This window comes from Sorangium sp. So ce362, assembly GCF_051519845.1.
GTDB lineage: Bacteria > Myxococcota_A > Polyangia > Polyangiales > Polyangiaceae > Sorangium.
In genome coordinates this window covers 4,903,488-4,920,862 of sequence record NZ_CP150332.1, presented here as the reverse complement: position 1 = coordinate 4,920,862, position 17,375 = coordinate 4,903,488, and the positions used below count along the sequence as shown (strand labels likewise).

Sequence of the window (17,375 nt, the reverse complement as noted above, 5' to 3'; positions counted from 1 at the left end):
GCGCGCCCATGGCAAACGTCATCAAGGCGCACATCACCGGTACGGTCTGGAAGATCGAGGTCAAGCCGGGCGACAAGGTCGAAGAGGGGACCGTGGTCGTCATTCTCGAGTCCATGAAGATGGAGATGCCCGTCGAGGCCGAGGAAGAGGGGATCGTCGAGGAGATCCTCGTCACCGAGGGGGCCTCGGTCACCGAAGGCGCCCCGCTGATCAAGCTGGCCTGACCGCCCGGGCCGGCCAGCGTCCGCGCTTTCACGGACTCGCCCCGCGCCGACGCGCCGCCGCCAGGACGGCCGCGGGGCCCGGCCGCGCCCCCGAGGGTGCGGCGCCGATCACTCGCGCCAGAAGAATTTCCAGGGGTTGTGCTTGAGGTCGCGGGCGAGCTCCTGCAGGTCGTCGAACAGCTGCTCGTCCATCACCAGCGCGCCCACTGTCCCCTTGCCGCGCTTGACGTGGGCGAGGACCTCCTGGGCGTCGGCGGTCGCCGACCTCGCCCTGCCCGCGATCTCGGCGATGTCGTCGAGCGTCTTCTTGATCTTCGCCTGCTCCGTCTCGCCGCCCACCGTGGTCGACAGCCGGCGCGCGTTGGCCAGCGTCTCGCGCGCGTCCGTCATGAGCGGCGGCAGATCGCGCGCGGCCGTGCTGCTCACCTGATCGGCGTTCGCGAGGATCCGGTCGATCTGCGGGTTGTTCACGTACTTCTGCCGGGCGTCCTTCACGAGATCCGTGCCGTCGAGGCTCATCTGCTCGACGTTCTCGGCGATGCGATCGAGCCGGTCCTGGTTCCGGTGCATGAACTCGCCGGTGCCCTTCAGCGTCTTCCGGAGCCCGTCGAACGCCTCGCCGACCTCCTCCCGGTGCTCGCGCATCGCGGTGACGGTCGCGTGCAGGAGCTCGTAGCCCTCGGCGAGGAGCATGTCGAGGCGCGGCGGATCCAGCCCCCGGACGACCGCGTTCGCGGGGAGCACCGGCCGATCGGTCGAGCCGGGCTCGATCGCGAGGAACTGCTCGCCGAGCACGCCCTGCGTCGTGACGTAGAACGTGGCATTGTCATGGATGCTCTGCTGGTAGCGCTCCTCGACGCGCAGCTGGATCCGCACGAGCGGCTCGCGCCTGCCGTCCTTGCCGACCTGGCCGCCGCGGAAGTGGATCTCGCTGAGCTTGCCGACCTCCACCCCGGCGATCTTCACCGGCGCCCCGGTCTGCAGGCCGCCCGGGTTATCGAACTCGACGTAGATGGAGTACTTCGGCTGAAAGTTGACTCCGCCCATCACGAGGATGAACGTGGCGAGGAGCCCGAGCGCCGTGAGTATGAGGATCCCGACCTTGACCTCGATCGATCGCGGGCTTGCCATGGGGTCTTCATCTTCTCCGATCTGGCGGCGGGGAGGTGAGGGAAATAGGCCAGGATCCAGCTGCCCTGACGCATCGTCTCCGGCGCGCGTCGTGACGCTTCGCGCTGCCTTTGCCCTGACGCAACCGTACTTGCCTCCCAGGCCGCGATGATTTCGTTCCGAAATGTCAGAAAATCCTTTGGGCCCAAAGAGGTCCTCAAGGACGTCTCGTTCGACGTCGAGGACGGCGAGGTGTTCTTCATCATCGGGCAGTCGGGCGTCGGGAAGAGCGTGCTCATCAAGCACCTCGTCGGCCTGCTCTACCCGGACGGCGGGGAGATCTGGCTGGACGGCGAGGAGGTGAGCCGCTTCGACGAGGCCCGGATGTACCCGGTCCGGATGAAGTGCGCGATGGTGTTCCAGCACTCGACGCTGTTCGACTCGATGACGTGCGCCGAGAACGTCGCGCTCCCGCTCCGCAAGCACAAGGGGCTCAAGCCGAAGGAGGCGCTCGCGGAGGCGCGGCGGCGGCTCGAGCAGGTGCACATGCGCGAGTTCGGGGACCGCTTCCCGCCGGAGCTCGGCGACGGGATGCGCAAGCGCGTCGCCATCGCCCGCGCGCTCACGCTCGACCCGCGCTACGTGCTCTTCGACGAGCCGACCACGAGCCTCGACCCGGTGAGCGCGCGGCGCGTCGACAAGCTGATCCGCGAGCTGAGCGACACGCTCGGCGTGACGAGCATCGTCGTGAGCCATGATCTCGTGAGCATCTTCACGATCGCCGACCGCATCGTCATGCTCTATCAAGGGCTCGTCCGCCTGCTCGGAGATCGCGGGGTGTTCGAGGGCTCGCAGGACGCGATCGTCCAGCAGTTCATCACCGGGAGCGCCGAGGGGCCGATCGAGTGAGGCGCCGCGCGGCGCGCGGCGACGCGGCAGGCGGCCTGGCTAGCGGAAGATCACGAAGGCAGCCGCCGAGATCAGCATGTTGAGGACGATGACCGCGAGCGAGGAGTTCACGACCGCGCGCGTCGTCGCCCAGCCCACGCCCTCGCTGCCGCCGAAGGTCGAGAGGCCGGAGTGGCCGGAGACGATCGGGATCGCGGCGCCGTAAGCCAGGCACTTGGCGAGGCCGGTCGCGAGGTCGCCGGCGTCGACGAGGCTCACGTTCATGAACGTCTCGGGGCTCACGTCGAACATGCTGTAGGCGGTGACCATCCCCGTGGTGAACGCGACCGCGGCGCTCCAGACGATGAGGCACGTGGTCATGAGGAGGCTCGCGATGAACCGCGGCTTGATGAGGTAGTCGATCGGATCGGCCGCGCACATGCGGAGCGCGTCGACCTGCTCGGTCACCACCATCGAGCCGATCTCGGCGGCGATGCCCGCGCCGACCCGCGTGGCGAGCATCAGCGCGCCGATCGAGGCGGCGAGATCGCGGATGAGCAGCTCGAGGTAGGTCGCGCCCAGCATGGTCAGATCCGGGATGACCCGCTTCGCCTGCTGGCCGGCCTGGAAGACCATGATCATCCCGATGAAGCCCATCACGACCGTCAGGAAGAACAGCGATTTGTTGCCGATCTCGTACATCTGGACGAGCACGGCGCCCGGCTCGTGGCGGCCCTTCGCGCAGTAGTAAAGCGTCCTTACAAATAGCGAGTAGAGCTCGCGCGCAGACGCGAAGAGGGACAGCGCGGCGCTGCCGATCGCGGCGACGCCGGACTGCTCGGGCGCGAGATCCCGGAGCTCGCTCGAGGGGGGGCCCGCGCTCGCGCGGTCCGGGAAGCTCGGGTGGGAGGGGGGCATGCGCGGCGCCGTCGATCAGTCGAGCGTGAACGAGACGAAGTAGTCGAGGATGAAGATGCCGGCGGCCGAGGCGACGACGGTCGCGTTGACGGCGCGGCCGACGCCGGGGGCGCCGCCGGTCACGCCGAGGCCGTACTGGCAGCTCGAGAGCGCGAGGACGACGCCGAAGACGACGCTCTTGACGAGGCCGCTCATGACGTCGCCGATGCCGAGGAGCCCGCTCGTGAGGCCGTTGTAGAAGACCGCCGGGGCGACGCCGAGCAGGAGATCGCCGGTGAAGGCCGCGCCGAGCAGGGCGAGCGCGTCGGCGAAGATCACGGAGAGGAACAGCGTCAGCACCATCGCGAGGAAGCGCGGGGCGATGAGGAAGCTCACCGGGTCGATCGCGAGGACGCGGAGGGCGTCGATCTGCTCGGTGACGACCATGGTGCCGAGCTCGGCGGTGTTGTTGGCGCCGACGCGGCCGTTGATCATGAGCGCCGTGAGCAGCGGGGCGATCTCGCGGAGCGTGCCGAAGCCCGCGCCCCAGCCGAGCAGGCCGTGCGCGCCGAAGCGCTCGACCAGCGGCGCCGCCTGGATGACCATGATCGCGCCGGTGAAGAGCGCGGTCACGGCGACGATGGGCATCGACTTGACGCCCATCTTGTAGAGGTTGCGCATGAACTCGGCGCCGTCGACGCGGAGCGTGGCCACGCGCGTCGCGATCTGCCCCGCGAGCACGGCCATGCCGCCCACCGTGGCGGCGATCTGCAGGAACGTGGCGCCGACCTGGTGCACCCCGGTGGGCTCCTGCGCGATCGGCGCGCGCAGCCGCCGCGCGGGCGGCCCGCCGGGCGCGGGGAGCGCACCCGGGACGCGCGCGGCGGTGCCTGGGCCAGCAGGAGACGTCATCGGAACAGGGAGCTTAGCCCAAGGCTCCCGGGGAGCGCGGCCCGATCCGCTGCGATCCGGCGTGCGCAGCGGCCCCGGCAGCTACCCAAGCAGGAGATCGTCCTCTATCTGAAAAGCGCATGCCTCGCTTCGAAGCCGTCCTGTGCGATGGTAAACGCGGACTTCCACAGGTAATGCTGGCGCGTCTCACGCCGGAGGCCGCCGGACGCCGCCGAAGGAGCGCCGGCCGGGGAGGGCGCCGCTGGTGACGACGTCCGGTCGACAGCGGATCGAGCCCGTGACGAAAAGAAAAGCGGATCCCACGGCCCATCGCGCGCCCGTGCGCGCCATGACAGGCGGGCTCCCGACTGGCCTGCTCGACGATGGGCAGACGTTCGCCGTCCTCTCCGCCGCGACGTTCGCGCTGAAGGCGATCTTCGTGAAGCTCGCGTACGCCGCGCACCCGATCGACGCGGTGTCGCTGCTCGCGCTGCGGATGGGCATCGCGCTGCCGTTCTTCCTGTGGCTCGCCCGGAGGGAGCGCGGAGAGGCCGCCGAGCCCATGACGCCCCGCCTCTGGGGGGGCGTGCTGCTCGTCGGGTTCCTCGGGTACTACCTGTCCAGCCTGTTCGACTTCATCGGGCTCACGTACATCAGCACCGGCCTCGAGCGCCTGATCCTGTTCGTGTATCCGACGCTCGTCCTCATGATCGGCGCGGTGTGGCTGAAGCAGCCGGTGCGCGCCAAGGCCTGGGGCGCGCTCGCCGTGTGCTATCTCGGCCTCGCTGCGGCCGTCTGGCACGATCTCGTGCAGACCGGGGACGTGCGGACCGTCGCCGTCGGCGGAGCGTGGGTGTTCGCGAGCTCGGTGACCTACGCGCTTTACTACATCGGTGTCGGCAAGCTCGCGTCCAGGGTAGGCTCGACGCGCCTCGCCGCGTACTGCGGGGCGACCTCGTGCCTGATGGTGCTGGCGCACTACGCGGCGACGGGGAGCCCCGCCAGGCTGGGGGAGATCCCGGCCTCGGTGTGGGGGTACGCGGCGGCGATGGCGACGATCAGCACGGTGCTCCCCATCGTCCTGCTCGCAGAGGCGATCCGGCGGCTCGGCGCGGGCCGGGCCGCGACGTTCTCGACGCTCGGCCCGGTGCTCACGATCGCCTTCTCATGGGTCATCCTGGGGGAGCCGTTCGCGTGGCAGCAGGTCGTCGGGCTCGCGCTCGTCGTGGGCGGCGTGACCTGGCTCGGCAAATCGCGCTGAGATCGAGCTCGGCGCCCGCCCGTGAGGTCACCCGGCCGACGTCGCGCGGTGAGGCTCCGGCGCGCCGGTGCCGAAGAACTCGCCCCGGACGCGCTCGCGCTCGCGCTCCACCTGCTCGGCCGTCGCGCCGAGCCGCACGAGGAGGCGCTCGGTCATCGAGAACGCGACCTCCGCCTCGCCGGTCACGACGACGTCCGCGCCCGCCTTCTTCAGCGCGCCCACCTCGCGCAGATAAAAGGCGCGGGCGAGGACGAACAGCCGCGGATTGATGCCCTTCGCCTGCTCGATGACCCCGTCTCCGGGCGCGCCCGCCGACGTGAACAGCAGGCTGTCGGCCTTCCCGACCCCGGCGCGATCGAGGATCTCCCGCTGCGTCGCGTCGCCGTAGATCGCGTGGATGCCCTGGTCATGCAGCTGCCTCACCGTGTCGAGGTTGAGCTCGACGACCGTGACCTCGATACCGTTCTCCCGGAGCAGCCGCGTCAGCGTCCGCCCGACCGGGCCGTAGCCCACCACGACCGTGCGGTGGGCGGGCTCGTCCACCGGAGCGGCCTCGGCGACGGCGTCCGCCGCGGCGCCGCGCCGCAGGAAGAGCGCCGACGTCGACCGCGCGAGGCGATCCCGGATGCTGAAGAGCAGGGGATTCAGGGTGATCGACACGATCGACGCGACGACGAGCGCCTGCGAGGCCTCGTCCGGCACGATCCCGAGCTGCCGGCCGAGCGTCGCCAGGATGAACGAGAACTCCCCGATCTGCGCGAGCGAGAGCGCGACGGCGAAGGCGGTCTGGAAGGGGCGGCGGAGCATCACCACCACGAGGAGCGCGGCGAGGGGCTTGCCGATCAGCACGACCGCGAGCGTCGCCACGGCGACCGGCCAGCTCGCGACGAACTGCGTCGGGTCGAAGAGCATGCCGACCGAGACGAAGAACAGCACGGCGAACGCGTCGCGCATCGGGAGCGCCTCCGAGGCGGCGCGCGAGCTGAAGTCGGACTGGCCGACGACCAGGCCGCCCAGGAAGGCGCCGAGCGCCATCGACGAGCCGAAGAGCTTCGCCGAGCCGACGGCGACGCCGAGCGCGACGACGAGCACCGTCAGCGTGAAGAGCTCCCGCGAGCCGGTCTTCGCCACATACCCGAGCAGCGCGGGGATGACGCGCTGCCCGACGATGAACACGAAGGCCACGAGCCCGGCGAGCTTCAGGACCGCGAGGCCCACGGATACGGCGATCCCCGTCGCGCCCGCGCTGCCGTCCCCGCCCACCAGGGCGGGGAGCAGCACGAGCACCAGCACGGTGAAGACGTCCTCGAGCACGAGCCAGCCGATGGCGAGGTGGCCAGCGGGGGTGTGCAGGACGTGGCTGTCGCTGAGGACGCGCGTGAGCACGACGGTGCTCGCCACCGAGATGGCGATGCCGAAGACGGCCGACGCGGCCCACGTCCAGCCCGCGGCGCGGCCGACCACGACCCCGAGCGCGGTGGCGACGGCGATCTGGACGAGGGCGCCTGGCACGGCGATCTTCCGCACGGCGAGGAGCTCGCGGACGTGGAACTGCATGCCAACCCCGAACATCAGCAGGATGACCCCGATCTCCGCGAGCTGGTCGGCGAGCCCCTTGTCCGCCACGAACCCCGGCGTGAACGGTCCGACGAGGATCCCGGCCAGCAGGTAGCCGACGATGGGCGACAGCCTCAGGCGCTGGGTGATGAAACCGAACGCGAGCGCAGCGGTGAAGCCGCCCGTGAGCGTGAGGATGAGGTCGAGGTCGTGCGGCATTTCGGCACTAGTAGCGCTTCTCTTCACCGACCGCAGCCGCTACCGCGCGACGGGGCGACGAAGGACGTGCGACCTCGTCGGCCGCGCCGCACGCGCCCCGGATCCGCGCCCGCGCCGCGACCGGCGCGTACATCGCGTCGGCGACGCTGAAGCGGCCAAGCAGGAACTCGCCCCCTGGCCGAAGCGAGATCGGCAGTCGTTCCAGGTCGATTGAATGCGCGCGATGTCCTGCGACCCGGCCTCGGTGAGCGCCACGCCCTGGAGCTTCCGCCGCACGTTCATCGGCAGCGCGGTGCGGAGGGCGGCGAAGCCGCTCACCATCTCGGCGCTCACCGCCCGCGCGATTCAGGACGAGCCAGGGCCGGAGCGACCACGACGAAGAGGACCTGTTTCCAATGTAGAGAGTGCGCTCAGCCATGTGCAGAGCCCGCCACCGTCGCCCCCCTGGGGCGGCAGCGCGCCCGGCCCCTCACCCCGCCGGCTCGCCCCCGAACACCTCGCTCGCCAGCGCCTCCACCGCCATGCGCACCGCCTCGTCGCTCGTGTGGCGCACCCGGAAGCCCAGCGTCGCCAGCTTGCTCGGATCCATCCGCGATACCGGCACGTCGCCGGGCCACCCGCGCTCGCCGCCCTGATACCGGATCACCGCGTCGGGATAGGGCGACGCCGCCACGCACAGCTCCGCGATGCGGGAGACGCGGGTCGCGTCCTCGGGCGCGAGGTTGAAGAGGTTCAGCCGCTCTCCGGCCCGGTCGAAGCCGAACAGGATGCCCTCCGCGCAGTCCCGGACATCGAGGTACGGCTTCGACTGGCGCCCGTCGCCGAGCACCTCGAGCTCCGTCCGAAGGGCGCGCAGCTTCTTCAGGAAATCGAGCGCCGCGCCGTGCGTCCCGCGCGGCCCGACCACGTTGCCGAAGCGGTAGATCCACGCGGTGAGGCCGAAGCACTCGACATAGGCGCTGATGAGCGCCTCGCCCGCGAGCTTGCTCGCGCCGTAGAGCGAGATCGGCAAGGCGCCGAGATCGCCCTCCGCGCACCGCCGCGCCGTGTCGCCGTAGACCGTCCCGGAGGACGAGAAGATCAGCCGGCCCACCCCCGCGCGGCGCATCGCCTCGAGCACGTTGTACGTCGCGATCGTCCCCTGATCGAGGTCGAGGCGCGTCCGCGCGAGCCCCCAGCGCGCCTCCGGGTTCGCCGCGAGGTGCACGACGAGGTCGTGGCCCGCCATGGCCTCGGTGAGGCGATCCAGATCGAGGGCGTCCGCCTCGACGAGCGTCGCGCGCCCGGAGGCGAGGTGCGGGGCGACGAACGCGCGGCGCCCGACCGAGAGGTTGTCGTACAGCGTCACGGGGCCGCGCTCGACAAGGCGATCCGTGAGGTGGCTCCCGATGAACCCGGCGCCGCCGACGACGAACGACCTGAGCCCGGTCATCGCCCGCCTCCCGCGGCCAGGCGCTCGACCCGCGCCGCGAACTGCAGGCGATCCTGCGTCACGAGACGGAACGGCATGTCGTGGATCCTGAGCGGCCACTCGAGGCCGGTGATGCGCCCGCCCGCGCCGCGCACGAGCTCGGCGAGCTCGCCCGGCGTGAAGTAGGTGCCGCGCACCTCGACGCCCGGCGCGGCGTTCCCGACGAGATCCATCCAGAGCAGGACCTTCTCCGAGACAGGGCCGAACCGGAAGTGATCCTTGAGCGCGACGACGCGCGACGCGACCCGGAGCGCCTCCGCGAGCAGCGCGCCGGGGCGCGCGCAGTGGTGCAGCACGTCGGAGAGGAGCACCGCATCGAACGCCCCGTCGGGGAAGGGGAGGCGCTCGCCGTCGTACGCGACGACCGGCAGCGCCGCCCCGGGGCGCGCCTTCACGTCCACGCCGACGACGCGCTGCGCGCCCACCCGGCGCGCGACCTCGAGCGCGACCGTCCCGTCGCCCGCGCCCACGTCGAGCAGCGACGCCGCGCGGCCCACCTGCGCGGCCAGCGCCCGCGCGACGCGGCCCACGCGAGGCACGTGGACCAGGCGATGGTGCAAGGAGAACAAGCCGCGCGCGAGGACCGTCATTCCACATCCGAGCCCCGGCGCCGCACGCGCCGGAGAACGGCGCCACGCTAGTCGAGCGCGCGAGGACCGGCAACGCCCGGGGCCACGCCGCGCTCGACGCGCGTGGCGCGGGCCGCCTCCGGCGCTCTGACGCGCGGGGAGCCGAGAGGCCGTGGGCAGACAGGACAGCGGCGAGATCACGAAAACAACACCTCTCCAGGACGACCGGCAAGGTGCCCTGGACTCCGGGGCCAGCGCGCTCCCGCGGTGGCAACAGAGGCCGGCGGCGCGCACCTCGTTATGCCCGGCCCGAAAGGAGAGCTGCCGTGAAACAGCCACTCTTCCAGGGTCTACGACAATGACGTCGTGAGGCTCGCTCCCCGAGCCGTTCTCGCCCCGCTCGCGCTTGACCGATTCGCGCCATCGAACATAGCTGACTCGATGATCGGCACGCGCGGAAGAGGGCTCATGAGAGTTGGTGTGCGCTGGTTCGGTCTGGCCTCCCTCTACATCGCTCTTTCAGGGTGCAGCGGAGAATCTGGAGGCGAGGCGACGGACCAGAACACCGCCCCTCAGGACGGCGCAGAGACGGGCGAGGCGACGTTCGCGCCGGATGAGCCGACGGAGCTCTGGTTCGTGGAGCTCGAGCGCGCGCCGGCCGCGAGGAGCGGCGGGGGCGCGCGCGTCAAAGGCCTCGCGGGCGAGGAGCTGGTGCGCTTCCGGCGCGCGGCCGAAGAACGCGGGCTCCGGTACAGAGTACGATTCTCGTTCGAGGAGCTCTGGAACGGCCTCTCCGTCCGCGTCGCGCGCGGGGGCTCCGCCGCGCTCTCCGAGATGCCCGGGGTCAAGGCCGTCTACCCCGTCGTGCCGGTGGAGCTCGACACCACGCGCGTCGTGACCTCGGTCGACCCGGATCTCGCCGTCGCGAGCGACATGTCGGGCGCGGACCTCGTGCGCCGCGACCTCGGCGTGACCGGCGCGGACATCCGCGTCGGCGTGATCGACAGCGGGGTCGACTACCATCACCCCGATCTCGGCGGCTGCTTCGGGCCGGGCTGCCGCGTGGCGTTCGGCTACGATTTCGTCGGCGACGACTTCGTCGCCGGCGACGCGAGCAAGCAGCCGGCGCCCGACGGCGACCCCGACGATTGCCTGGGCCACGGCACGCACGTCGCCGGCATCATCGGGGCGAACGGGATCGTGCAGGGCGTGGCGCCGGACGTGACCTTCGGCGCCTACCGCGTGTTCGGCTGCCGCGGCGGCTCGCGCTCCGACATCATCGTCAAGGCCATGGAGCGGGCCGCCGACGACGGGATGCACGTCGTCAACATCAGCATCGGGACACCGTTCCAGTGGCCGGACTACCCGACGGCGACCGCGGCGACCGCGCTCGTCGCGCGCGGCGTCGTGGTCGTCGCGTCGATCGGCAACAGCGGCGAGAAGGGGCTCTGGGGCGCGGGCGCGCCCGGCGTGGGCGAGGCGGTCATCGGCACCGCGTCCGTCGACGGCACCCGCGTGACCCGCCTGTCGTTCACCGTGGCGCCTGGCAGCGCGGCGATCGGCTATGCGCGCGCGGTCGGGAGCCCGCCCCCGCCGCTCTCGGGGAGCGCCCCGCTGGAGCGCACCGGGACGCCCACCAGCGCGCGCGACGCCTGCGACGAGCTCCCCGCGGGCAGCCTCGCAGGCAAGATCGCGCTCGTCCGGCGCGGTGGCTGCCCCTTCCACCAGAAGGCCACGCGCGCGCAGGCCGCCGGCGCGGTCGGCGTCGTGATCTACGACGACAGGGCCGGGGTGCTCAGCCCGTCGGTCGAGGCGGACGGCTCGATCACCATCCCGGTCGTGGGGATCGCGCAGGCCGACGGCGAGCTGCTCAACGCGCGCCTCGACGCGGGGCCGCTGACCCACAGCTGGACCGACCGGGCCGTGGCCGCGGAGAGCCGCACCGCGGGCCTCATCTCCGGCTTCAGCTCGCACGGCTTGAGCGCGACGCTCTCCTTCAAGCCGGACCTCGCCGCGCCCGGCGGGGCGATCTACTCGACGATCCCGGTCGAGCAAGGCTCGTACGACACGCTCAGCGGCACGTCGATGGCGGCGCCGCACGTGGCGGGAGCCGTCGCGCTCGTGCTCGACGCGCGCCCGGAGCTCTCCGCGCCGCGCGTGCGCGACGTCCTGCAGAACAGCGCCGTCCCCGCGCCGTGGAGCGGCGATCTGAGCGCCGGGGTGCCCGAGAGCGCGCACCGGCAGGGGGCGGGGGTGATCCGCGTCGACCGGTCGATCCGCGCGAGCACCGTGATCAGCCCCGGCAAGCTCGCGCTCGGCGAGAGCGAGGCCGGCCCCGCCGCGCGCACGCTGACGCTCGAGAACGCGAGCGCGCACGACGTCACCTACGACCTGTCGCACGCGCCCGCGGCGTGCGCGACAGGGCGCGATCACTGGAGGCCGGCGAGCGCGACGACCGGCGCCGCGCGCGTCGACTTCGGCGCCGCGAGCGTCACCGTGCCGGCCCGCGGGAGGGCGACCGTCTCGGCCACCGTCAGGGCGAGCGACGCGCTCCCGGACGGCAGCCTGTTCGGCGGCTACCTCGTGTTCACCCCGCGGGGCGGCGCGGCCGACGGCGCGCTGCGGGTGCCGTACGCGGGCTTCAAGGGCGATTACCAGAGCGTGCCCGTCCTCAAGCTGTCGGGTCAGGAGGCGCCGTGGCTCGGCAAGCTGAGCGGGACGAGCATGACCCCGCAGCGGAGCGGCGCGACCTACACGCTGGCGTCCGGCGATGTCCCGTACGTGATGGTCCACCTCGACCACGGCGCCGAGCGTCTGACCCTGGACATCATCGAGGCCGCGACCGCGAAGCCGTGGGGGCGCGCGGTTTCGCTCTCGCGCGTCGGTCAGAGCGCGTCGACGACCGCGTTCACGCGGTACGGGTGGAAGGGCACGACGAAGCTGAACGGGCGGGCGACGGTCGTGCCGGACGGGGGCTATCGGATCATGCTCCGCGCGCTCAGGGCGCTCGGGGATCCGGGCAACGAGGCGCACTGGGACACGTGGACGTCGCCTGTCGTCACCCTGGACCGGCCGTGAGGGGCGCGCTCACGGCGCCTTGTAGACGAGCACCGGCCAGAGCCGACGAACGACGCGCACGAGCTCGCGCTGCGCCCGCATGACCGCGCCGATGTCCTTGTAGGCCGAGGGCGCCTCCTCGCGCAGCCGGTCGGCGAGGCGATGATCGAACCACACGCCCTCGGCCTCTCGCAGGAGCTGCCGCGCGCCGATCCGGCGGCGCGCCTCGCCCCGCGGCAGCGCGCGCCCGGCGCCGTGCGCTGACGAGCCGAGCGCCTCGGGGTGGCCGCGCCCCTCCACGTGGAAGCTCGGGCTCCCCATCGATCCGGGCACGACGCCCAGATCTCCCGCGCGGAGCCCCATCGCGCCCTTGCGGTGCACCCAGAGCGCGCGTCCGCCGTGCTCCTCGCGCCGGACGTGGTTGTGATCGACCTCCATGCGCGACGGCGCGTCGACCTCGACGCCGAACAGCTCGGCGAAGAGCGCCGCGGCCTCGGCCACCATGCGGCGGCGGCTCGCCCGCGCGTACCCCGCGGCCCAGGCCGCGTCGGCGAGGTACGCGCGCCCGGCCTCGCTGTCGGCCTCGAGGAAGCGAACCCCCGAGGGATCGCGCGCCGCGAGCGCCTCGTGGTGCTGCCGGATCGCCGGCCCCATGGCGCGCGAGCCGCTGTGGAGGAGCAGCCACAGCGCGCCCTCCTCGTCGCGCTGCACCTCCAGGAAATGGTTGCCCCGGCCGAGCGTGCCGAGCTCCATCCGGCCGTCGCGGCGCTTCATCGCATCGAGCCGAGGCACACCGAGCCGGGCCTCGGCGAGATCGTCCGGCAGCGGCGGGGCGCTGGCGGCCGCGTGCAGGACGTACGGGACGCGGCGGTACAGCGCCGAGAGGAGCCGCGCCGCGCGGTCGCGATCCGCGAGAAGATCGGCGTCCGCGTGGAGCCGCAACGCGACCATGCCGCACCCGATGTCGCCGCCGACCGCCGCCGGCAGGAGGCGGCGGGTCGTGGCGGTCACCGTGCCGACGCACACGTCGTCGGCCACGTGCGCGTCGGGCATGACCGCGATGTGCGCGACGTCCTCGGTGCGCGCGAGCCGCGCGAGCGACGCGTCGAGCGCCGCGCCCGCGCCGTCCGGGAGCCACGCGGCGATGCGCGCGCTCACAGCTCTCCCTCCGGCGGCAGCACCTGGAAGGCGAGCGTCGGCGCGCGCTTGCGCGTGATCGCTCCCGCCACCTCCGCGCGCACGTAGCCGGCCACCCGCTCCAGCCGCGCCACCGCCACGTCCGGCGGCGTGCCCGGCCCGACCTGCACGACCACCGCGAGCCGGCTCGCGTCGGGCGCCGGCTCCACCTCCACCACCCAGACGTCCTGCAGGACGTCATCGTGGAGCGCGGCGAGCGCGTCGCTCACCGCCTCCTGCACCTGACGGCAGAGCTGGCGCTCCTTGCGCTGCGCCTTCCGCGCCGCCGTCCCACCGAACAACGAACCTGCATCCACGACGGAGCCCGCGCCTTCGCGGCTCCGCGATCGATCTTTGCCCATGCCATGCTCCCGAGGGCGCGGCGACACACCAACGCGTCGGCCGCGCGGTTTCCAGCGACACGCGAGATGAGCTCGGGGATGTGAGCCTCGCTGGCGCGCTCAGCGGCGCGTCAGACCGAGGCTCGTCGACGCAATCGGGTGCATGGCGGGCCTCCTTCGCCGCGTAGGGTGCACGAGCGAGGGCAGGCGCGCAAGGCGCGCCCCGGCCGCGCTGCGGCGAGCCGTGCGCGCCTGCCTCTCCGGCGCTCGGAGGTCCGGCCGTCCCTGGCCGGACTCTTGGCGGGCGAGGCTAGGTGGCCTGGCGATACGTCTGCGCGGCGCACTGACGCTCGGCGACCTTCGCGGCGTAGCGGAGCACCCGGCGCGTGATGACCCTCATGAGCGGCGCCGTCAGGGCGTCCCAGAAGAACAGCTGCCGCCGCGTCCGCGTGTCGGTCGCGCGGATCCGCACCTCGTACGAGAGCATCGTCCGGCGCTGGCCGTAGGGCGTCACGACGAAGCTGGCCGCCGCCTTGATGTGGCCGGGGCAGTCGAACGCCTTGAACTCGGCGGCGGTTCGCCTCGCGAACAGGCTCTCCGTGCTCATCGGGCGCGCGATCGCGCCGACGACGATCTCGGAGCCTTCCTTCTCGGCGAGCTTGATCTGGCCGTAATCCTCGACGTTCTGGAGCGACACGCGCGCGGGCGCGGGCAGCGGCGCGAGGCGCAGCCTGCGCCGGGCGCGGCGCGCTTCGGCCACGCGGAGCGCGAGGGCCGCGCGCAGCAGGAGAGAGCGGCTCCTCGCGAAATCCACCCTCTTCAGCGCGGCGTACGTGACCTCCGGCGTCGCCATGACCACGATTTCCTCGTTCACGACGATGTCGGCTTCCGGCAGGAAAGACTCGAGCAGCGTCGGGCCGGCGGCGGATCGCTGCTGTCCCTGGAAGGAGCTCTCCGTCATGGCCTGTCCCTCTCCCTGTCGGTTCTCACCCTGTTCTGTCGAGATGTTCTGCATGGCGAACTACCCCCTGCGATGATTCATTGGGGCAGCCTCGACGGATCGCCAGCGGGTGTCTCCTGCTCCCGGCGATGAGCGCGTGGAGCACGCTTTACGGGCGAAACGCGGCGAGAGAGACCACGGTGGGAATCACGGCAAAAGCTCTGTGCTCTCGACGAAAGAAAAGCCGCCAGGAGAGCTGAGAGTTCTCTCTCTCTTGGCGTCACTGGCGCCCTGGCGGCGCGTCTCCTTCTTGACCGAGCACCGCTCGTGGGGGAGCCGGTGCTCAGCCCCTCGCGCGCCGGGAGGACTCCGCCATGCGGTGGGCGATGCGGAAGGCCATCTCCAGCGACTGGCGGTAATTCAGCCTCGGATCGCACAGGCTCGCGTAGCGCCGGTCGAGATCGGACTCCGTGAGACCCGCCCCGATGCACTCGGTGACATCCTCGCCCGTGAGCTCGAAGTGGACCCCGCCGAGGTGGGACCCGAGCGCCTCGTGCACCTCGAAGCTCGCCTCGATCTCGGTGAGGATGTCCTCGAAACTTCGTGTCTTGATCCCGCCGGCCGTCGTCTGGGTGTTGCCGTGCATCGGGTCGGACATCCAGAGCACCTTGCGCCCTGCCGAGCGCACCGCCTCGATGAGCGCCGGGAGCCCCTCGCGCACGCGGCCCGCGCCCATGCGCACGATGAGCATGATCTTGCCCGGCTCGTCCGCCGGGTTCAGCCGGTCGAGGAGGCGGATCAGCTCGGCGGGGAGCGTCTTCGGGCCGAGCTTGATGCCCACCGGGTTCTGGACCCCGCTGAAGAACTCGACGTGCGCGCCGTCGGGCTGCCGCGTGCGCTCGCCGATCCAGGGCAGGTGGGTCGTCAGGTCGTAGTAGCCGGGGCGGCGCGCGACCTTCCGCGTCTGCGCCGACTCGTAGTGCAGGTTGAGCCCCTCGTGGCTCGTGAAGAACTCGACGCGCGACAGCTCCCCGACAGGCACCTCGGCGAGCGCCTCCATGAACCGGAGAGCCTCCCCGACCTGATCGGTCATCCGCTGGTAACGCTCGCGCAGCTCGCCGGGCAGATCCGCCCGCTCGAGGAAGCTCAGATCCCAGTACTCCGGGTGGTGCAGATCGGCGAAGCCACCCTCCGACAGGGAACGGATGAAATTCAGGGTGAGCCCCGCATGCTGGTATCCCGCGATCATCAGGCCCGGATCCGGGCGGCGGGCGGCGGCCTCGAAGGGAGCACGGTTGATGAGATCCCCGAAATAGCTCGGCAAGCTCACGCCGTCGCGCGTCTCGACCTGGCTGGATCGCGGCTTGGCGTACTGCCCGGCGAAGCGCCCGAGGCGCACGACCGGCCGGCGGGCGCCGTGCACCAGCACGAGCGACATCTGCAGCAGGATCTTCAGCTTGTTCGTGACGATGTTCGGGCGGCAGTCGTCGAGCGTCTCCGCGCAGTCGCCCCCCTGCAGCACGAACCGGTGGCCGAGCTGCGCCTGGGCCAGATGGCCTTTGAGCCGCTCGACCTCCCACGAGGTCACGAGCGGCGGCAGCCCCCGGAGCCTCTCGACGACCGCCTCGACAGCGTCGGAATCGTCATAAGGGAGCGGCGCTGCGTTGGGACGTTCACGCCATGAATCTGGCGACCAGGATTGAGCAGGAACGTACATGAGTTGAGCCCTGATATGGCAAGGCTCCCACCCGCGCAACCCTCGGTCAACGGGATCGGCCCGCCGGCGCGATCACCGGCTCGCCGGCGCGTCGGCCGCCCCGGGCGATGGCCCGGTGCGCGCCTCGATCGCCTGGATTGCCGCCTTGATCTCCTTCGCGATCGAGGCGCACGGCGCCGCGCAGCGGCTCATTCCCAGAAAGCCGCACCCCTTGCTCTTGCCGGAGGTGAGCGGCGTGAGGACGTCGATCGCGCGCCGATCGCCGTCCGCCGCCGCGCGCTCCAGGAGCGCCTGCCTCGCCTTGCAGGAGGTGGCGACGCGGAGCTCGTGCGCGATGCGCAGCGCGGGCGTCGCCCGCTCCAGGACCGCGGCCTCCGCGAACCGCCGCGCGGCGCGCTCCTTCAGCGCAGAGGTGCCCACCGAGAGCTCGTAAAGGAGATCCGCCCCGTGGCTCCCCATGCTGCTCGCCATCAGCTCGAGCGCGGCCGACGCCGCCTCGGGAGGTCCGCCGGCGGCGCTCGAGAGGACGCGCTTCACGTCATCGTCCGACGCCGCCCCCCGATCGAGCTCCAGGAGCCGCTTCGCCGCGGCGAGCGCGGCGGCGTGGTAGGGCGGCGGGAGCGCGTGGCGCAGCATGAGGGCGCGGAAGATCGCTGGATCCTTGGGGTAGCGCACGGCGAGCGCCTCGAGCGGGAGCACGCCGCCCGCGGTCGCGGCGGCGAGCTCGTCGGCGGGGACCGCATCGCTCGGCCGCGGGACAACTGGACGCCGGAGCGTCGAGGCCGCGGGCGCGGCGCGCTCGGCGCTCGCGGCCTCCTCGAGCCGCGCGAGCGAGTCGCCGTCGCGCACCAGGGCGGCGGCGAGCACGACGGCCACGAGGACGGCCGCGCCGGCGCCCAGCCACTGCGCCGCGGCCGGCGCCCGCGTCAGCAGGGCGGCGCGCGATCCCGGGGCGCTGCCGCCCGCGGCGAGCACGGCGGTTGTCCCGGGGAGCGAGCCCGGCCGGTCGGGAGGGCTGGCCCGGCTGGCGCTCGTCCCGGGTGCCTGCGGTGCCATG

At 72.1% G+C, this 17,375-nt stretch carries 15 protein-coding genes and 1 pseudogene; 4 read left to right on the top strand and 12 right to left on the bottom strand.

All coding sequences use genetic code 11. The features are described 5' to 3' along the window. Positions 1-8 precede the first annotated feature (8 nt). Positions 9-224 (top strand): acetyl-CoA carboxylase biotin carboxyl carrier protein subunit, encoded by a 216-nt coding sequence (locus tag WMF17_RS19050; protein ID WP_437603495.1) that lies wholly within the window; start codon positions 9-11, stop codon positions 222-224. Between the two features lie 108 nt (positions 225-332). Here WMF17_RS19050 and WMF17_RS19045 read toward each other — a convergent pair whose 3' ends face one another. Further along, positions 333-1,355 carry an MlaD family protein gene (locus WMF17_RS19045; RefSeq protein WP_437603494.1) on the bottom strand — a complete coding sequence of 341 codons (1,023 nt, stop codon included), beginning with the start codon at positions 1,353-1,355 and terminating at the stop codon, positions 333-335. Between the two features lie 147 nt (positions 1,356-1,502). Here WMF17_RS19045 and WMF17_RS19040 point away from each other — a divergent pair, with 147 nt between their 5' ends. Beyond that, positions 1,503-2,243, top strand: a complete 741-nt coding sequence (locus tag WMF17_RS19040; RefSeq protein WP_437603493.1) for an ABC transporter ATP-binding protein — start codon at positions 1,503-1,505, stop codon at positions 2,241-2,243. Positions 2,244-2,282: 39 nt separating this feature from the next. Here WMF17_RS19040 and WMF17_RS19035 read toward each other — a convergent pair whose 3' ends face one another. Together WMF17_RS19035 and WMF17_RS19030 are read right to left on the bottom strand one after the other, a co-directional pair. After that, positions 2,283-3,140: an MlaE family ABC transporter permease gene (locus WMF17_RS19035; RefSeq protein ID WP_437603492.1), complete on the bottom strand. Its 858-nt coding sequence runs from the start codon at positions 3,138-3,140 to the stop codon at positions 2,283-2,285. Between the two features lie 15 nt (positions 3,141-3,155). Then, positions 3,156-4,031, bottom strand: a complete 876-nt coding sequence (locus WMF17_RS19030) for an MlaE family ABC transporter permease (RefSeq protein WP_437603491.1) — start codon at positions 4,029-4,031, stop codon at positions 3,156-3,158. 328 nt (positions 4,032-4,359) lie between these two features. On the opposite strand from WMF17_RS19030, the gene WMF17_RS19025 reads away from it, so the two are divergent. After that, entirely contained in the window at positions 4,360-5,271 is a 912-nt protein-coding gene (locus WMF17_RS19025; RefSeq protein WP_437604277.1) for a DMT family transporter, read from the top strand. A gap of 27 nt (positions 5,272-5,298) precedes the next feature. Here WMF17_RS19025 and WMF17_RS19020 read toward each other — a convergent pair whose 3' ends face one another. From WMF17_RS19020 to WMF17_RS19005, 4 genes and pseudogenes are all read right to left on the bottom strand, one after another. Beyond that, entirely contained in the window at positions 5,299-7,047 is a 1,749-nt protein-coding gene (locus WMF17_RS19020) for a cation:proton antiporter (protein WP_437603490.1), read from the bottom strand. Positions 7,048-7,150: 103 nt separating this feature from the next. Continuing rightward, positions 7,151-7,392: pseudogene (locus tag WMF17_RS19015) on the bottom strand (glutathione S-transferase); the annotation flags it as partial. Positions 7,393-7,516: 124 nt separating this feature from the next. Then, entirely contained in the window at positions 7,517-8,479 is a 963-nt protein-coding gene (locus tag WMF17_RS19010; protein ID WP_437650663.1) for an NAD-dependent epimerase/dehydratase family protein, read from the bottom strand. Continuing rightward, on the bottom strand, positions 8,476-9,108 hold the full coding sequence (locus WMF17_RS19005; protein WP_437603488.1) for a class I SAM-dependent methyltransferase: 633 nt from the start codon (positions 9,106-9,108) through the stop codon (positions 8,476-8,478). Before WMF17_RS19005 ends, WMF17_RS19010 begins: the two co-directional genes overlap by 4 nt. Before the next feature lie 447 nt (positions 9,109-9,555). On the opposite strand from WMF17_RS19005, the gene WMF17_RS19000 reads away from it, so the two are divergent. Next, positions 9,556-12,165 carry a S8 family serine peptidase gene (locus tag WMF17_RS19000; RefSeq protein WP_437650662.1) on the top strand — a complete coding sequence of 870 codons (2,610 nt, stop codon included), beginning with the start codon at positions 9,556-9,558 and terminating at the stop codon, positions 12,163-12,165. Between the two features lie 9 nt (positions 12,166-12,174). Here WMF17_RS19000 and WMF17_RS18995 read toward each other — a convergent pair whose 3' ends face one another. From WMF17_RS18995 to WMF17_RS18975, 5 genes are all read right to left on the bottom strand, one after another. Further along, on the bottom strand, positions 12,175-13,302 hold the full coding sequence (locus tag WMF17_RS18995; RefSeq protein WP_437650661.1) for an RtcB family protein: 1,128 nt from the start codon (positions 13,300-13,302) through the stop codon (positions 12,175-12,177). Continuing rightward, positions 13,299-13,682, bottom strand: coding sequence for a ribosome-binding factor A (locus tag WMF17_RS18990; RefSeq protein WP_437650660.1), 384 nt, complete (start codon positions 13,680-13,682; stop codon positions 13,299-13,301). The genes WMF17_RS18995 and WMF17_RS18990 overlap by 4 nt, the downstream gene beginning before the upstream one ends. 289 nt (positions 13,683-13,971) lie before the next feature. Then, positions 13,972-14,622, bottom strand: a complete 651-nt coding sequence (locus WMF17_RS18985; RefSeq protein WP_437603484.1) for a hypothetical protein — start codon at positions 14,620-14,622, stop codon at positions 13,972-13,974. A 322-nt stretch (positions 14,623-14,944) separates the two neighbouring features. Continuing rightward, the gene (locus WMF17_RS18980; protein WP_437603483.1) at positions 14,945-16,318 is read right to left on the bottom strand and encodes a 3-deoxy-7-phosphoheptulonate synthase class II; all 1,374 of its coding nucleotides are present in this window, start codon (positions 16,316-16,318) and stop codon (positions 14,945-14,947) included. A 72-nt stretch (positions 16,319-16,390) separates the two neighbouring features. Beyond that, on the bottom strand, positions 16,391-17,374 hold the full coding sequence (locus tag WMF17_RS18975) for a hypothetical protein (protein ID WP_437650659.1): 984 nt from the start codon (positions 17,372-17,374) through the stop codon (positions 16,391-16,393). Between the last annotated feature and the right edge of the window lies 1 nt (position 17,375).

What these genes read in the sequence shown, in the direction of transcription:
- WMF17_RS19000 (WP_437650662.1), top strand. Translation starts at nt 9,556, where the DNA reads ATGAGAGTTGGTGTGCGCTGGTTCGGTCTGGCCTCCCTCTACATCGCT.
- WMF17_RS18990 (WP_437650660.1), bottom strand. Translation starts at nt 13,682, where the DNA reads ATGGGCAAAGATCGATCGCGGAGCCGCGAAGGCGCGGGCTCCGTCGTG.
- WMF17_RS19040 (WP_437603493.1), top strand. Translation starts at nt 1,503, where the DNA reads ATGATTTCGTTCCGAAATGTCAGAAAATCCTTTGGGCCCAAAGAGGTC.
- WMF17_RS19005 (WP_437603488.1), bottom strand. Translation starts at nt 9,108, where the DNA reads ATGACGGTCCTCGCGCGCGGCTTGTTCTCCTTGCACCATCGCCTGGTC.
- WMF17_RS19045 (WP_437603494.1), bottom strand. Translation starts at nt 1,355, where the DNA reads ATGGCAAGCCCGCGATCGATCGAGGTCAAGGTCGGGATCCTCATACTC.
- WMF17_RS19035 (WP_437603492.1), bottom strand. Translation starts at nt 3,140, where the DNA reads ATGCCCCCCTCCCACCCGAGCTTCCCGGACCGCGCGAGCGCGGGCCCC.
- WMF17_RS18980 (WP_437603483.1), bottom strand. Translation starts at nt 16,318, where the DNA reads ATGTACGTTCCTGCTCAATCCTGGTCGCCAGATTCATGGCGTGAACGT.
- WMF17_RS19030 (WP_437603491.1), bottom strand. Translation starts at nt 4,031, where the DNA reads ATGACGTCTCCTGCTGGCCCAGGCACCGCCGCGCGCGTCCCGGGTGCG.
- WMF17_RS19010 (WP_437650663.1), bottom strand. Translation starts at nt 8,479, where the DNA reads ATGACCGGGCTCAGGTCGTTCGTCGTCGGCGGCGCCGGGTTCATCGGG.
- WMF17_RS19050 (WP_437603495.1), top strand. Translation starts at nt 9, where the DNA reads ATGGCAAACGTCATCAAGGCGCACATCACCGGTACGGTCTGGAAGATC.
- WMF17_RS19025 (WP_437604277.1), top strand. Translation starts at nt 4,360, where the DNA reads ATGACAGGCGGGCTCCCGACTGGCCTGCTCGACGATGGGCAGACGTTC.
- WMF17_RS19020 (WP_437603490.1), bottom strand. Translation starts at nt 7,047, where the DNA reads ATGCCGCACGACCTCGACCTCATCCTCACGCTCACGGGCGGCTTCACC.
- WMF17_RS18975 (WP_437650659.1), bottom strand. Translation starts at nt 17,374, where the DNA reads ATGGCACCGCAGGCACCCGGGACGAGCGCCAGCCGGGCCAGCCCTCCC.
- WMF17_RS18985 (WP_437603484.1), bottom strand. Translation starts at nt 14,622, where the DNA reads ATGACGGAGAGCTCCTTCCAGGGACAGCAGCGATCCGCCGCCGGCCCG.